The sequence below is a fragment of the Gilliamella sp. wkB308 genome (assembly GCF_001690185.1).
GTDB classification, from domain to species: Bacteria; Pseudomonadota; Gammaproteobacteria; order Enterobacterales; family Orbaceae; genus Gilliamella; species Gilliamella apicola_I.
This window is the reverse complement of sequence record NZ_LZGN01000034.1, coordinates 71857-87898: the sequence shown is the minus strand read 5'-3', so window position 1 is coordinate 87898 and position 16042 is coordinate 71857. Positions and strand designations below refer to the sequence as shown.

Sequence of the window (16042 nt, the reverse complement as noted above, 5' to 3'; positions counted from 1 at the left end):
AACCAAATAATTTATATAATTCTGTCTAATTTCAAGGTAATTTAGGTTGCCAGTCAATAGCTGCTTTACCTTGTTGGACAATAAGATTATTAGCTTTGGAAAAATGTTTACAACCTAAAAATCCACGATGGGCTGATAAAGGTGAAGGATGCACAGAAGTTAATACATGATGTTTTTGCCGATTAATAAATTGCCCTTTTTTTTGCGCAGGTGATCCCCATAACAAAAACACCACTCCCTCAAGATGTTTGTCTATAGCCGCTATAACATTATCGGTAAAAGTCTCCCAACCTATTTTGGCATGTGAATGAGCTTGACCAGCTTCCACCGTTAATACCGTATTAAGCAAAAGTACCCCTTGAGTCGCCCAAGATGCTAAATAACCATGAGATGGGATCTGAAAACCAGGAATATCGGTAGATAACTCTTTATAAATATTTAATAATGAAGGAGGAGGTTTAACTCCCGGTAACACGGAAAAAGAAAGTCCATGTGCTTGATTCGGTCCATGATAAGGATCTTGACCTAAAATGACAACTTTGATGTCATTAAAAGCAGTAAAACGAAATGCATTAAATACATCGTGTTGAGGAGGATAAATGATTTTACCGCTATTACGCTCAGCGGTAACAAATTGCATGATTTTTTGAAAATAGGGTTTGTCTTTTTCAGTACCAATAACATCATGCCATGTTAATTGTGTTGTCATAGTTTGTCCACGCCGTAAAATTACTTAATATATCTTGCTAAAAATTTCTCATTTTTACTAATCATAACCTATAGCGCTATAAAAGTTAAATAAAAGGTACAGCTTATCGTATTAATAGCTTTTTTTGACTTTAATCAAATTATATAAGTGTTATATTAACCCTAATATTTTAGGGGCAATAACGCTCATAGGAGGTTTTAAAATGATTACAGGTATCCAAATTACTAAAGCTGACAACTCAGCACTTCTTAATTCTTTTTGGTTATTAGATGACTCGACTAATGAAGCGCGTTGTGTCGCAGCTAAATCAGTATATAAAGAAGATCAAGTCATTCCAACAGCTGAACTTGGTCAGTTTGAATATCGTGAAATTCCTTTAGATGTTGCACCGACTATCAAAGTTGAAGGTGGACAACATTTAAATGTTAACGTACTTCGTCGTGAAACGCTTGAAGATGCTGTACAACACCCAGAAAAATATCCACAATTAACTATTCGTGTTTCTGGTTATGCGGTACGTTTCAACTCATTGACAGCAGAACAACAACGCGACGTTATCGCTCGTACATTTACAACTAAAATGTAATTTTTTGATAACACATTATATAAACCCAGTACTTACTGGGTTTATTTTTATCTGTTATCCTTCAGCTCAATCAATCTAGCCTCAATCGTGTGATCAAATTGGAACGAAATCACATTAAATATATAGAAAGCATCTTATTTTGTCTTGCGATATACTGAGCAAGATAAATGGCTAATACCTCATCTTTACCAAGCCACAACCTACTTCTAACAACTGTTAACTATATTCTGGCAATGAATTCTGTTTTTATTAGTTTCTAAAGCTGCATTAATTGCCTCTTCTAATTAATCAAATCGATCGATATCTCAATAGATTTAATTGCTTTTTGAAGGATACCTATTAATAGCATTTATACAGAGCTATACTAATAAATTTGAGAAGATATATCGCTTAAAAGAGCGAAAAGTAAGTAGATAATAAAGAGTATGTTTAAATATGATGGTAATAGCATCCAATAAAATCAAACCTAAGATAAAAGTATAAAAAAACGAGATTAGCAAAACTAATCTCGTTTATGAATAAATCGTTTTTTTTAACCAAAAAACTTCTTCACTTTATCAAAAAAGCTCTTCTCTTTTGGACTGTGCTTAGAGCTTTTATCGGCTTTAAAACTTTCACCTAACTCTTTAAGCAATTCCTTCTGTTTACTGGTTAAATTAACTGGTGTTTCAACAACCACATGGCAATAAAGATCACCAATGGAACTTCCACGTAACGATTTAACACCTTTACCTCGTAAGCGGAACACTTTACCTGTTTGTGTTTCAGCAGGGATAGTTAAGCTTACTTTACCATTTAGTGTTGGTACTTCTACTTCTCCACCTAACGATGCTAAAGCAATATTAATTGGAATTTCACAATGTAAGTTAGTACCATCACGTTCAAAAATAGCATGTGGTTTAATTTGCATTTGAACATATAAATCACCAGCTGGTGCGCCATTTAAACCTGCTTCACCTTCACCGGAAAGTCGAATACGACTACCTGTATCAACGCCGGCAGGAATCGTTACAGAAAGGGTCTTAGTTTTCTGAACGCGTCCTTCACCATGACATTTTTTACATGGATTTTTTACCACTTTACCCCGACCATGACAGGTTGGACACTCTTGCTGCACAGCAAAAAAACCTTGTCGCATTTGTACCACGCCTGCACCATGACAGGTTTCACACGTCATTACATCTGAGGCTTTTTCAGTTCCTTGTCCATGACAAACATCACAAATTACCCAAGTCGGTACTTTTATCTCTTTGCTGACACCTGCAGCAGCTTCTTCCAGTGTTAACGAGATATTATATTGCAGATCTGCGCCACGTGAGGAAGTTTGACTACGTCCACGACCACCACCAAAGAAATCACTAAAGATATCATCAAATGCAGAACCGCCGCCAAAACCACCGAAGCCACCAAAACCACCGCCGCCTGCGCCATGCCCTTGTTCAAAGGCTGCATGACCATATTGATCATAAGCCGCTTTCTTTTGCGCATCGGTTAATACTTCATAAGCTTCTTTAACTTCTTTGAATTTCGCTTCTGCTTCAGCTTTATTATCCTGATTTTTGTCAGGATGATATTTCATGGCTAGGCGTTTATAGGCTTTTTTTATCTCAGCTTCACTGGCACTTTTACTCACGCCTAATGTTTCATAATAATCTTTCTTCGCCATAATTAACCTTTATTTTTTATTGCATAAACAACTAAACGGGCTTGAGTTACCTCGCGCCCGTTTAATGTGTTACATGTCTAAAACTCGTTGAAATAACTCATTAAAAAACATTTTAGTTAACGATTATTTTTTATCATCATCAACTTCTTTAAAGTCAGCGTCAACAACATCATCTTGAGCCGAAGCGCTACCATTATTTGCTTGACCTGCAGATTGATCTGCTTGCGCTTGTTGTTGAGCTAATTCAAGTAATTTTTTTGATGCTTCCATTAACGCATTAATTTTAGCTTCAATTTCAGCTTTATCTTCACCACGAGCAGCATTTTCTAATGCAGTTACCGCATCTTCAATCGCTTTTTTATCATCAGCAGATAATTGATCGCCTGCATCAGTCACTTGTTTACGAGTTGAGTGAACAAGGTGATCTGCTTGGTTACGTACTTGTGCTAACTCTTCAAACTTACGGTCAGCTTCAGCATTTGCTTCCGCATCATTGACCATTTTTTGGATTTCTTCTTCACTTAAACCTGAAGAAGCTTTAATGGTAATGTTTTGTTCACGACCAGTATTTTTATCTTTTGCTGATACATGTAAGATACCATCGGCATCAATATCAAAAGTCACTTCAATTTGTGGCATACCACGTGGTGCAGCTTGAATACCATCAAGGTTAAATTGACCTAATGATTTATTATCACCAGCACGTTTACGCTCACCTTGTAATACATGAATCGTTACCGCAGATTGGTTGTCTTCAGCGGTTGAGAATACTTGACTATGTTTAGTTGGAATAGTCGTATTTTTCTCAATTAAGGTAGTCATTACACCACCCATCGTTTCGATACCTAAAGACAATGGTGTGACGTCAAGTAATAATACATCTTTAACATCACCACCAAGAACACCACCTTGTACCGCAGCACCTACTGCTACTGCTTCGTCAGGGTTAACGTCTTTACGTGGTTCTTTGCCAAAGAAGTCTGCAACCGCTTTTTGTACCATTGGCATACGGGTTTGACCACCAACTAAAATCACATCTTTAATATCAGAAACAGTAAGACCTGCATCTTTTAATGCTGTTTTCACTGGTTCCATAGAGCGTTTAACTAAATCTTCGACTAAAGATTCAAGTTTAGCGCGTGTCACTTTAATATTTAAATGTTTAGGGCCTGATGCATCAGCTGTGATATAAGGTAAGTTGATATCAGTTTGTTGCGCTGATGACAATTCGATTTTTGCTTTCTCTGCTGCTTCTTTTAAACGTTGCATTGCAAGTGGATCATTTTTAAGATCGAAACCTTGTTCACGTTTAAATTCATCAACTAAATAGTTAATTAAACGAGAGTCAAAATCTTCACCACCTAAGTGAGTATCACCATTAGTTGCTAATACTTCGAAAGTTTTTTCGCCATCGACATCATCAATTTCGATAATTGAAATATCAAATGTACCACCACCAAGGTCATAGACTGCAATTGTGCGGTTACCCACATCTTTATCTAAACCATAAGCAAGTGCAGCAGCTGTTGGTTCGTTAATAATACGTTTAACATCTAAACCAGCAATACGACCCGCATCTTTAGTTGCTTGACGTTGCGCATCATTAAAATAAGCTGGAACGGTAATAACCGCTTCTGTTACTGGCTCACCAAGATAATCTTCTGCAGTTTTCTTCATTTTCTTTAGTACTTCAGCAGAAATTTGTGGTGGCGCAATTTTTTGACCTTTTACATCTACCCACGCATCGCCGTTATCAGCTTTAACAATTTTATATGGCATAATACCCACATCACGTTGTACTTCAGCATCTTCATAACGACGACCAATTAAACGTTTAATGGCAAATAATGTATTTTGCGGATTTGTTACTGCCTGACGTTTTGCTGGTTGACCAACTAAAATTTCACCATCTTGTGTGTAAGCAATAATCGACGGGGTTGTACGGTCGCCTTCAGCATTTTCTAAAACTTTAGCTTGACCATTATCCATTACTGCAACACATGAATTTGTTGTACCTAAATCGATACCAATAATTTTACCCATAATCTTTTCTCCTCAAAACCTGTATTTTATTTCTTATATATAAGACTGAAATTGTGATTTTCAAGTCTTTAATTTAGTCAAAGAAATGTTAGTGTTTCCACATAGATGGGAACATTATTATTAATATCAAGGGGGGGAATGAAAAATTATTTTTGCATAAATCTTGATTATAAAGTTTTCTACACTTATTATTGCCGCTCTTTTTTTAATAAGACACATTTTATAGGATCCTTATGGAACAAACTAAACTTGCAAATCCAGGTCCACTAGGACTAATGGGATTTGGTATGACAACCATTTTATTGAATATTCATAATGCGGGATTTTTCCCTGTGATGACAGCAATCGTTTCTATGGGTATTTTTTATGGTGGACTAGCACAAGTGATCGCTGGAATTTTAGAATTTCGCAAAGGTAACACTTTTGGGACAACAGCGTTTACTTCATATGGTTTCTTTTGGATTGCGCTTGTTGGCATTTGGTATTTACCAACCTCACCAGCAACAGCACCAACCGATGCAACCTTTGTTGGTATCTTCCTTGCATTATGGGGGATTTTCACCGCATTTATGTTTATCGGTACGTTAAAAGGTAATCGAGTATTACAATTTGTTTTTGCTAGTTTAACTGTCCTATTTGCGTTATTAGCAATTGGTAATATTTCTGGTAATCACAGTATCATTCATATCGCAGGCTTTGAAGGGATTATTTGTGGTGCTAGTGCGATTTATTTAGCAATGGCTGAAGTACTTAACGAACAATACGGACGCACTATTTTACCAATTGGTGCACCTAAAGGCGCTGCCCACTAATCGTCGCTGTTATTAAAACAAGTGATGAGAGCAATAAAAAAACGGGGTATTCCCCGTTTTTTTATGTCAATGAATAACGACATTTAACGCTTATTTTTTATAAGCATCGTTATGTACACCTACTGCCGCACGGCCTGATGGATCATTAAGATTTTTGAATGACTCATCCCATTCAATCGCTTTTGCCGTAGAGCAAGCAACAGTTGGACCACCCGGCACACAATGTGCTGCACTTTCAACGGGGAATAGCTCATCAAAAATTTCTCGGTACATGTAAGCTTCTTTCGACGTTGGCGTATTATAAGGAAAACGGAATTTTGCATTTTCCAATTGTTGATCCGTGATTTTGCTTTCTGCAATCTCTTTTAAAGTATCGATCCAACTATAACCAACACCATCAGAGAATTGCTCTTTTTGACGCCAAACCACAGACGCAGGTAAATAAGATTCAAATGCTTCACGAACAATGTGTTTTTCCATTTTTCCGTTACTACCACACATTTTATCTTTCGGATTAATGCGCATTGCCACATCTAAGAATTTCTTATCAAGGAATGGGACACGAGCTTCAACACCCCATGCAGCCATCGCTTTATTAGCACGTGCACAATCATACATATGTAACGCTGCTAATTTTCGCACCGTTTCTTCATGGAACTCTTGAGCATTTGGCGCTTTATGGAAATAGAGGTAACCACCAAATACTTCGTCAGCACCTTCACCAGATAACACCATTTTAATACCCATTGCTTTAATTTTTCTTGCCATTAAATACATTGGCGTAGAAGCACGGATAGTTGTGACATCATAAGTTTCAATAAAATAAATAACATCACGAATGGCATCAATACCTTCTTGAATAGTAAAGTTAATTTCGTGGTGAACTGTACCAAGATGATCGGCAACCGCTTGTGCTGCTTTAAGATCTGGCGCACCTTTTAAACCCACTGCAAATGAATGCAATTGTGGCCACCAAGCTTCAGATTTTTCATGATCCTCAACACGACGCGCTGAGAATTTTTTAGTGATTGCCGAAATAACGGAAGAATCAAGCCCACCAGATAATAAAACACCATAAGGCACATCTGACATAAGATGGCTTTTAACAGACTCTTCTAATGCTATTCGAAGCGCATTAATGTCTGTTTTATTATCTTTGACGTTTTCGTAATCCATCCAATCACGTTTATAGTAGGTTTTAATTTCACCTTCAGTGCTTGATAAATAGCATCCAGGAGGAAAAGCTTCAATCGTTTTACAAACGGGGACTAACGCTTTCATTTCAGAGGCGACATAGAATGTACCATTTTCGTCATGTCCCATATACATTGGGATAATACCAATGTGATCACGACCAATAAAGTAAGTGCCTTTATTAATATCATAGAGAATAAAGGCAAACATACCTTGTAGTTCATCAAGACAATCAATTCCTTTTTCTTGATAGAGCGCTAAGATAACCTCACAGTCAGAACCTGTTTGAAATTCATAGCGATCTTTGTACTGATTTCGGAGTTCTTGATGATTATAAATTTCGCCATTTACCGCTAAAACGAGAGTTTTATCTTTATTATAAAGCGGTTGAGATCCTGTATTAACATCTACAATTGATAAACGTTCATGAGCAAGAATTGCTTTATCAGAAGCAAAAATACCAGACCAATCCGGCCCACGATGACGCTGTAGACTTGATAGTTCTAATGCTTTTGTTCGTAGTTGTTCCGGATCTGATTTAATATCAAGAATACCTAAAATCGAACACATTGATTTTCTCCACTTAAAATCGCAAACGCGATACTATTTGTACGTAAAAATAACTATATGAAAATTTGAAAATTTTTTTATTTTAAATTACTTTGCGCTTTATTCTTACCAAGCTTAAAGCGCAAATAATAAAGGTAGACAGCATACACACTATTTATAAACAATTAAAGTCCCAAGTCGTGATACTTTTCCTATCGTTGCAAAAAGAAGTTAACGACTTTATGACATCATTACTTTCTTTTCCATTGACCTTGTTGTTTTATATATTGTCCAGCAGGCATTTTTTCCTGAGCTTTCGTTCCTGCCCTTACTTCAACTTCGTTCAAAGGAACTTTACTTTCAGCAGAAACTTTTTGATATTCTTGTTTACGAGCTTGATTAATGAGTTGTGCTATTTCACTTGCATTGCTTTCGTTTTTAACCACACCCAAATAGCCATCCTCTTGTTCGCCTACTAAACCACTCGCTTTTGCTTGACTTAATGCGTTAATCGCTTGATCTAAATTTAATGCAAACACGGGTAAAGATAAAGCTGCTGTTAATAATGCAATCGTTAACTTTTTATAAATAGTCATAATAACCCCTTTAATAAATACTTTATATTTCATTAACGCCAAAGTGATTTACACTCTTAATTCACTTTTGACAACGCCAACCAAAATATAACCGTGAATCTTCAATAAATAATTAATATAAACCAGATTTATTAATTACATTGTCTAACGCTTTATCAACCTTTATGTTGATTTCATGGTCTATTTTAACATTCAAATTTATGTTTATTGGCTCATTGGGTGCCTGAACTCTCACCGTCGGCGAGCATCCCATTAATACGCTACTCACTACCATGACTGCAATCACATTCCGTATCATAAAAATAGCCTCTTTCATTTATCATGATTTTTTTTCAATCGTGCCTCAATTCGTTTACGAATCGGTTCACTAATTTGGTCTGATAAAAGTAAACTGGTCATTAATTTAGCGATATTTTCTTCCAGCGTGATATTTAAATTCACCGCTTTACCATTTTGCACGTCTAAATTATTTCCTTGAATAGTCAGACCTAACTTAGCAATATCATTAGCGTAATCAACTTTACTCGAGAGCTTAGTATAATGAAAATTTTTAAGAATATCAGTGAGTATTTTCATATTTGGATTATTTTTTACATAATCTTTTAGCGCTGAATTTTCAAACTGTAATTCACCCTGATTAGTTGAAACTAATTGACCATTTTTAACGACCAGCTTATATGATAGCTCATTTTTGTTTTTAACTTCACTTAATGTAATCGGTAAGATGCCATCTATCGTCCCATTACCGGCAAGCCCTTCAACCGGATATTTGGCTAAAATATCTTTTAATTGTATTTGTTTTAGTCTGACATTAATTTGTTGAGGCAATCTGGATAAATTCAATTTTCCTTTATCAACCGACAACTGACCAGAAAATAGCCTAGCTTGTAATTTTTTCCACGTAATGACACCGCTAGTCGGTGCAGTTAAAGTTGACGAATAAGCGCCAGCAACATTAACTTTTTCAAAACCAATGCCAAGATTGATTTCTTGAATATATAAATCAGATGTGAAAAGCGTAAAATTATTGTTGTTAACCGAAAGATTAATATTACCCGTTGCCGATTTAATCTCACTATTTTTATAAAGACCATTAAACTGACTAATCGTTAATTGACCTGTCGCTGAGGTTTGATCCAATTGAAATGGAAGCGGTGACTGAATTTGAAAGCGGACATTTCCACTTAGATCATTAACAATGAAATCTTCCGAGACATTCGCTTTTTTTAAGCTAAATGACGCATTATCCAAATTGGTCAGTGTAAGCTGTTTTTGGGTTATCGATCCTTTAAACGGTAAGGATAAATCGCCATTTTGTATGCCAAATTGAGCTAATGAGGTCGTAAACATGCCATGTTGAATATCAATACGCGAATCGGCTTCATTAAATTGTAAAACAGTCGATAACTTTGCAGCATATTGGGTATTGGTGGATAACTCAAGCTGTATAGCTTGTGGCTGTTTATCCATATCTAGCTTGATATCAAACAAAGGCACTTTGTTTTGATAAAATCGCAACGAATGAATATGAATAGCTTTAGGTAACCAATATAATATTGATGAAAAAGATGAAGTATCAAATTCAGATGGATTAAGGTGATCAGACTCGCCATCAACTCCGTGATCGCTAATATTCTCTGCTTTAGCGTTAACGGGCTGCCAATAGATATCTACATTTTCTGCTGATAGATTTGACCAAGAAACATGCAATTTTTTTGCCGTTAAAGATAATTGTGATTGCTGAGAAACGGTAAAAGTATCAAATGATACCCCATCAAAACCAATATTGAAGCCATGCCAATCTAAGGTTAACTGATTTTTTTGCTTAAAAGACAACCAATAATGCCATCCAAACAGACCTAGCAATGAAATAATCAGCATAAAAATAAATGAAAACCAATAGCGTTTTTTCAAGCGAGCCATAAATAAACTCTCTACTTAGCAAGGTTTATTGCCGAGTGTTGCTCGGCAATGCAATAATATTACGCTGGTGACTGTTCTCGCTGTGCGATATAAGCTAATGCTTTATCAATTCTAGATAGTGTTCGTTTTTTGCCAATGGCAAATACCGTTGCATCCACGGATGGCGATTGCCCAATTCCTGTTACTGCAACACGCAATGGCATTCCCACTTTCCCCATTCCAACATCAAGTTCAGTCGCCGTGGCTTCAATAGCATGATGAATTTTATCAATTTGCCAGTCAAAATCAGCAATTGCACCAATTTTAGCTTTGATAAGTTCTAACGGCTCTTTAGCTACGGGGCGCAAATGTTTTTTAGCGGCATCAGCATCAAAATCATCAAAATCTTGGTAACAATAACGGCATGATTCCGCCATTTCTTTAAGTGTTTTACAACGTTCACCAAACAATTTAATAATTGTGATTAAATCTGGGCCTTGTGTTAAATCATAGCCTTGATGATTCATATGCCAAACTAAATGCTGAGCAACATAATCAGCATCTAAATGATTAATATAATGATGATTTAACCACAATAATTTTTCAGTATTAAAAGCACTGGCTGATTTGCTTACTGCATCTAAGGTAAAATAACTAATCATTTCAGGCACGGAGAATATCTCTTGATCACCATGTGACCAGCCTAAGCGTACTAAATAATTGAGTAAAGCTTCCGGTAAGTAGCCATCATCACGGTATTGCATCACACTCACCGCACCATGACGTTTAGATAATTTTTGTCCGTCGTCCCCTAAAATCATAGATACATGACCATACTCAGGAAGCGGTGCGCCTAATGCTTTGAGAATATTAATTTGACGAGGTGTATTATTGATATGATCTTCACCACGAATCACATGCGTAATTTCCATATCCCAATCATCCACCACAACACAAAAATTGTAAGTTGGTGAACCGTCTGTTCGCCGAATAATTAAATCATCAAGCTCTTTATTGGCAATCTCAATAGGGCCACGGATTAAATCGTTAAATACGACAACACCATCAATCGGATTGGCAAAACGGACAACATGCGGTTCACTATGGTTATGTTGTTTTTGGACTTCATCACAACGACAATGGCCATCATAACGTGCTTTTTCGCCTTTCGCCATCTGCTCTTCACGCAGTTTTTCTAAGCGTTCTTTTGAGCAATAGCAACGATAAGCTGTTCCTTTAGCAAGCATTTCATCAATCACTTGATTATAGCGATCAAAACGTTTAGTTTGGAAATAAGGACCTTCATCCCATGATAATTCTAACCAATTCATCCCCTCCATGATCGCTTCAATGGCTTCTGGCGTTGAACGCTCTAGATCAGTATCTTCAATACGCAAGACAAATGCACCTTGTGCATGACGAGTATAAAGCCAAGAATAGAGCGCGGTACGTGCTCCTCCAACATGTAAATAACCGGTTGGGCTTGGTGCAAAACGGGTTTTAATTTTCATGAAATAATCCTAATAATAATAAAAAAGAGCACGTAAACGAAAAAAGCGTTAACAGCGCTCTTTTATTCAATTCGGTTAACTAACTAACCAGAATAATAACATTTTGATATAAATTCAGTTTCGTTACTTATTCTAACACGCTAAAAGGTTTGAGCAATAGCCTATTCACGCCTTAAAATCGATCACAAATTTTCAAGATGTTTGAGCTTAAGCCTACATTTAAATCTAAAAACAGAAAACATCTTATAATTTACTAATGCTGATGAAAAATTAGTGTGCTTCATCCCAATTATCACCGACGCCAACATCGACTTTTAATGGCACAGATAATTGATAACAATTTTCCATAATGGATTTGATTTGTGCACTGTACTTATCAACCAATTCTTGTTTGACTTCAAATACCAATTCATCATGCACTTGCATCACCATTCTGATATTGCCAGACGGTTGGTTGTTAATCCAATCACTCATTTTTATCATCGCAGTTTTAATAATATCCGCCGCGGTACCCTGCATTGGCGCATTAATTGCTGCTCGCTCGGCTCCTCGTTTTTCTATGCCGTTAGTCGAGGTGATTTTAGGCAGATATAAACGTCGACCAGATAAGGTTTCGACATAACCTTGCTGTGCTGCCAATTGACGCGTCTCTTCCATGTAAGTTTGTACCCCCGGATAACGTTCAAAATAGCGATCGATATAGAATTGCGCTTCTTTACGAGGAATATTGATCTGTTTTGATAATCCAAAAGCACTCATTCCATAAATCAAACCAAAATTGACCGCTTTAGCGCGTCTACGTTCTTCCGACGTCACATCTGATTCAGGTTTACTTAATACTTCACTCGCCGTCACACGGTGGATATCTTTGTCATGGGCAAACGCATTGAGTAAACTTTTATCTTGCGATAGATGTGCCATGATGCGTAATTCAATTTGTGAATAGTCAGCAGAAATAATCTTATACCCTTCTGGTGCAATAAATGCTTGGCGGATTCGACGCCCTTCTTCATTGCGTACCGGTATATTTTGCAAGTTAGGATCATTGGAAGATAAACGTCCTGTTACTGTCCCAATTTGATTGTAATTCGTATGAATACGATGATCGATAGGACTAATCATTAAAGGTAATTTATCTGTATAGGTATTTTTGAGTTTAGCCAATCCTCGATAAAATAAAATCATACGTGGTAATTCGTACTCATTAGCCAATTCACTCAACACATCTTCACTGGTTGACGGATCACCTTTTGGCGTTTTTTTCAAAACAGGCAATTGATGTTTATCAAATAAAATTGCTTGAATCTGCTTTGGCGAAGCAGGATTAAATTTTTCACCAGCCAGTGATTGAAGTTCGGCTTCCGTCGCCATTAACTGTTTGGCAAGTTCATGGGAATAATCATTTAACTGTTTAGCATCAACCAATACCCCTGTTCTTTCCATTTCAGCCAACACAATGGCCAAAGGCATTTCAATATCAGTAAACAGTTTAGTTAATTTTGAATCTTTTTCTAACTCTGGCCACAGTTTTTCATGTAATTGTAACGTAATATCTGCATCTTCTGCTGCGTATTGTGTCGTTTTTTCAACATCAATAGCATCAATAGTCACTTGTTTTTTATCCTGCTTGGTTAACTCATTATAAGTGATGGTTTTATGATTCAAATAACGACTAGCCATGCTATCCATATCGTGTCTTTCTGTACTATTTAGTACATATGACTCAAGCATGGTATCAAAGGCAATACCTTGTACTTTAATACCATAGTTAGCCAGTACGCTGTAATCAAATTTAGCATTTTGCGCGATTTTTTTAATCTTCGGATTTTCTAGCACTGGCTTTAATTTTGCCAGCACGCTATCAAGCGGTAACTGCTCAGGAACACCAAGATATTGATGAGCAAGCGGAATATAAGCAGCTTCATGCGGCGTGATACAGAGCGAAATCCCAACTAATTTAGCATGCACATGATCGACATTATCCGTTTCAGTATCGAACGCAAATTGCTGACTTTGCGATAATTTGGTTACCCACTGTTCTAATTGTTTATCAGTCAAAATGCATTGATAATCAGTCTGTTTATTTTGGGCAGGTGAATGTTCTTGCGCCAATAACGGCATATTCTGGTTCACATTGACCGCTGATGCTTTTTGGTTTTTTAAAAAACTGCCCGATATCAACTCTTTTTGCCAACGATGAAAGCCGTAATAGGCAAATAATTCGTTTAATGCATTAACATCCATATCACTCGACATGAGCTGTTCATTAGTAAAATCTAATTGCACATCGGTTTTAATCGTTGCCAGCAAATAAGACAACTCGGCTTCTTTTTGATTATCAATCAATTTTTGTTTTAACGATTTTGCGCCACGGATTGATAATTTTTCAATATCATCTAAACGCTGATAAATATCGTTAACACTGTTAAATTCAGTTAATAAACTTTGAGCCGTCTTTTCACCTACTCCCGGAACTCCTGGGATATTGTCAGACGAATCGCCTCTTAATGCTAAATAATCAATAATCTTTTCGGGTGGCACGCCAAATTTTTCCATCACGCCTTTCGGATCAAGCACCGTATTATTCATGGTATTAATCAGGGTAATTTTATCACTGACAAGCTGTGCCATATCTTTATCACCAGTACTGATTAAAACGTCCAGATTCTCCTTTTCAGCCTGCCTTGCCAGTGTACCAATCACATCATCCGCTTCCACCCCTTCAATACAGAGTAAAGGCAAACCCATGGCTTTTAAAATTGTGTGAATTGGTTTAATTTGCGGACGAAGATTTTCCGGCATTGCCTCACGAGTGGCTTTATACTCACTGTAGATTTCGTTACGGAAAGAGCCACCTTTAGCATCGAAAACTACAGCAATATGTGTCGGATTGTACTGATTAATCAGACTACGGATCATATTGATGACACCAAAAATAGCCCCTGTTGGCTCACCTTTGGCATTGGTTAACGGCGGACATGCAAAAAAAGCACGATAGAGATAAGAAGATCCATCAATCAGGATAATTGGTGTTTTATTTGGCATTAGTATTACCCAAAGGTTATTCGCTATAATGGTTAACAGTATACCCCAATTAACAACAATATTCTTATTATCTACAACAATAAAATGTAAAAATCTTTCATATTTACACAATGTTTTAATAGAAAGTTTTAACTTAAAAAACTGTATATTGCAAAATGAGTATTATATAATACTGTATCTTTTTTAACCTGAGTATACGATTAATGACACAGTTAAGTCTTGCTGCACAAAAAGTTAAAGATGCACTGGCAGCTAAAAATCTTGAAACCCCTTCTTGTCGTTTAGCAATGGATAATAGTGAGCGCAAGGCAAAAATCGAAGAACATTTTCGTGAGATCATGAAATTAATGGAGTTGGATCTTACTGATGACAGTCTTGCCGAAACACCACATCGTGTCTCTAAAATGTATGTTGATGAAATTTTTTCTGGGCTCTATTATGAAAATTTTCCCAAAATCACACTCATTGAAAATAAAATGCAAGTCGACGAGATGATCACCGTTCGTGATATTACCTTAACCAGTGTATGCGAACACCATTTTGTCACCATTGACGGCAAAGCCACCGTCTCTTATATCCCTAAAGATAAAGTTATTGGCTTATCCAAAATTAATCGAATTGTTGAATTTTTTTCACAGCGACCACAAGTACAAGAAAGATTAACTCAACAAATACTCGTTGCTCTTCAAACCTTACTTGGCACGGTCAATGTGGCGGTCTCAATCGATGCAACTCACTATTGTGTGAAAGCCAGAGGCATTAAAGATTCAAGCAGTATGACAACCACGACCGCGCTGGGTGGCGGATTTAAAACCAATCCAAGTACCAGACAAGAATTTTTAAGAGCATTACATCACTCTTAATATAAGGATATTCAATGAAATTTTTATCACTCATTTTTATGGTATTATTGATAACAGCATGCTCTGAACAGGAATCTAATAATTCTAATAATAACGATAAATTTATTGGTTTTTGGGTAGAAGGTGGTCCCGATTTTAAATATACTGCAACGTACGCCAATGTTGTTGAAATAAGTAAACAAGGGGATAATTACTTTATCAATGAAAACTATGTTTATGGTAATGATCAAACCATTGCGATGCGAAAAGTGACAAAACCCCAAGACAATTTCGATGGACTCGCTTATCCATCAGAAAGAAATTTTGGTTTAGAAAACAGAGTGACTTTTCATGGTGATAACTATTCAAAAATCGGTATATTTAATACAGTTTTCTTTCGAATTTCAAAAGAAGAAGCAGAACAAATTAAACGTGATGTAAAAGAGTGCGAAGAGATAGAAAAAAACCGTTTTTTTATTCCTAAAGCGCAACAAGCTGAATATAAAAAACGGGCAAATGAACTGGCTTATTGTCGGATTTTTTGGTAACAATCAAAATTGACGTAAACCTAAATTCAGCGGATTTTT

Annotated in this window: 13 protein-coding genes; 4 read left to right on the top strand and 9 right to left on the bottom strand. The window is 36.5% G+C overall.

The features are described 5' to 3' along the window. Positions 1–31: 31 nt before the first annotated feature. Complete coding sequence (ung, locus tag A9G10_RS05010; protein WP_065558517.1) at positions 32–709, bottom strand: uracil-DNA glycosylase; 678 nt, start codon at positions 707–709, stop codon at positions 32–34. A gap of 202 nt (positions 710–911) precedes the next feature. Between ung and grcA the strand changes: the two genes are divergently transcribed. Next, positions 912–1295 carry an autonomous glycyl radical cofactor GrcA gene (grcA, locus tag A9G10_RS05005; protein WP_065558516.1) on the top strand — a complete coding sequence of 128 codons (384 nt, stop codon included), beginning with the start codon at positions 912–914 and terminating at the stop codon, positions 1293–1295. 532 nt (positions 1296–1827) lie between these two features. On the opposite strand, the gene dnaJ is transcribed toward grcA, so the two are convergent. Together dnaJ and dnaK are read right to left on the bottom strand one after the other, a co-directional pair. Further along, positions 1828–2961, bottom strand: coding sequence for a molecular chaperone DnaJ (gene dnaJ, locus A9G10_RS05000; RefSeq protein WP_065558515.1), 1134 nt, complete (start codon positions 2959–2961; stop codon positions 1828–1830). A gap of 123 nt (positions 2962–3084) precedes the next feature. Further along, a complete protein-coding gene (dnaK, locus tag A9G10_RS04995) occupies positions 3085–5004 on the bottom strand; it encodes a molecular chaperone DnaK (protein ID WP_065558514.1) in 1920 nt (639 codons plus the stop codon). A gap of 233 nt (positions 5005–5237) precedes the next feature. Here dnaK and satP point away from each other — a divergent pair, with 233 nt between their 5' ends. Then, positions 5238–5816, top strand: coding sequence for an acetate uptake transporter (gene satP / locus A9G10_RS04990; RefSeq protein ID WP_065558513.1), 579 nt, complete (start codon positions 5238–5240; stop codon positions 5814–5816). 90 nt (positions 5817–5906) lie between these two features. Here the strand turns inward: satP and asnB are convergent, their stop codons facing one another. The 6 genes from asnB to polA all read right to left on the bottom strand — a co-directional run bounded on the left by asnB (position 5907) and on the right by polA (position 14613). After that, the gene (gene asnB, locus A9G10_RS04985; protein ID WP_065558512.1) at positions 5907–7580 is read right to left on the bottom strand and encodes an asparagine synthase B; all 1674 of its coding nucleotides are present in this window, start codon (positions 7578–7580) and stop codon (positions 5907–5909) included. Positions 7581–7810: 230 nt separating this feature from the next. Next, the gene (locus tag A9G10_RS04980) at positions 7811–8155 is read right to left on the bottom strand and encodes a YdbL family protein (RefSeq protein ID WP_065558511.1); all 345 of its coding nucleotides are present in this window, start codon (positions 8153–8155) and stop codon (positions 7811–7813) included. Positions 8156–8267: 112 nt separating this feature from the next. Then, on the bottom strand, positions 8268–8453 hold the full coding sequence (locus tag A9G10_RS04975; RefSeq protein ID WP_065558684.1) for a YnbE family lipoprotein: 186 nt from the start codon (positions 8451–8453) through the stop codon (positions 8268–8270). A gap of 14 nt (positions 8454–8467) precedes the next feature. After that, positions 8468–10078, bottom strand: a complete 1611-nt coding sequence (locus A9G10_RS04970; RefSeq protein WP_065558510.1) for an intermembrane phospholipid transport protein YdbH family protein — start codon at positions 10076–10078, stop codon at positions 8468–8470. A gap of 59 nt (positions 10079–10137) precedes the next feature. Further along, complete coding sequence (gene gltX, locus A9G10_RS04965) at positions 10138–11568, bottom strand: glutamate--tRNA ligase (protein WP_065558509.1); 1431 nt, start codon at positions 11566–11568, stop codon at positions 10138–10140. A gap of 270 nt (positions 11569–11838) precedes the next feature. Next, positions 11839–14613 carry a DNA polymerase I gene (polA, locus tag A9G10_RS04960; RefSeq protein ID WP_065558508.1) on the bottom strand — a complete coding sequence of 925 codons (2775 nt, stop codon included), beginning with the start codon at positions 14611–14613 and terminating at the stop codon, positions 11839–11841. 203 nt (positions 14614–14816) lie between these two features. Here polA and folE point away from each other — a divergent pair, with 203 nt between their 5' ends. Next, positions 14817–15476 carry a GTP cyclohydrolase I FolE gene (folE, locus tag A9G10_RS04955; protein WP_065558507.1) on the top strand — a complete coding sequence of 220 codons (660 nt, stop codon included), beginning with the start codon at positions 14817–14819 and terminating at the stop codon, positions 15474–15476. 14 nt (positions 15477–15490) lie between these two features. Continuing rightward, the gene (locus A9G10_RS04950; RefSeq protein ID WP_065558506.1) at positions 15491–16003 is read left to right on the top strand and encodes a hypothetical protein; all 513 of its coding nucleotides are present in this window, start codon (positions 15491–15493) and stop codon (positions 16001–16003) included. The last annotated feature ends 39 nt before the right edge of the window (positions 16004–16042 follow it).

Coding starts and splice junctions, on each gene's coding strand:
- A9G10_RS04970 (WP_065558510.1), bottom strand. CDS start 10,078: ATGGCTCGCTTGAAAAAACGCTATTGGTTTTCATTTATTTTTATGCTG.
- dnaJ (WP_065558515.1), bottom strand. CDS start 2,961: ATGGCGAAGAAAGATTATTATGAAACATTAGGCGTGAGTAAAAGTGCC.
- A9G10_RS04980 (WP_065558511.1), bottom strand. CDS start 8,155: ATGACTATTTATAAAAAGTTAACGATTGCATTATTAACAGCAGCTTTA.
- dnaK (WP_065558514.1), bottom strand. CDS start 5,004: ATGGGTAAAATTATTGGTATCGATTTAGGTACAACAAATTCATGTGTT.
- gltX (WP_065558509.1), bottom strand. CDS start 11,568: ATGAAAATTAAAACCCGTTTTGCACCAAGCCCAACCGGTTATTTACAT.
- A9G10_RS04975 (WP_065558684.1), bottom strand. CDS start 8,453: ATGATACGGAATGTGATTGCAGTCATGGTAGTGAGTAGCGTATTAATG.
- A9G10_RS04950 (WP_065558506.1), top strand. CDS start 15,491: ATGAAATTTTTATCACTCATTTTTATGGTATTATTGATAACAGCATGC.
- ung (WP_065558517.1), bottom strand. CDS start 709: ATGACAACACAATTAACATGGCATGATGTTATTGGTACTGAAAAAGAC.
- polA (WP_065558508.1), bottom strand. CDS start 14,613: ATGCCAAATAAAACACCAATTATCCTGATTGATGGATCTTCTTATCTC.
- grcA (WP_065558516.1), top strand. CDS start 912: ATGATTACAGGTATCCAAATTACTAAAGCTGACAACTCAGCACTTCTT.
- satP (WP_065558513.1), top strand. CDS start 5,238: ATGGAACAAACTAAACTTGCAAATCCAGGTCCACTAGGACTAATGGGA.
- folE (WP_065558507.1), top strand. CDS start 14,817: ATGACACAGTTAAGTCTTGCTGCACAAAAAGTTAAAGATGCACTGGCA.
- asnB (WP_065558512.1), bottom strand. CDS start 7,580: ATGTGTTCGATTTTAGGTATTCTTGATATTAAATCAGATCCGGAACAA.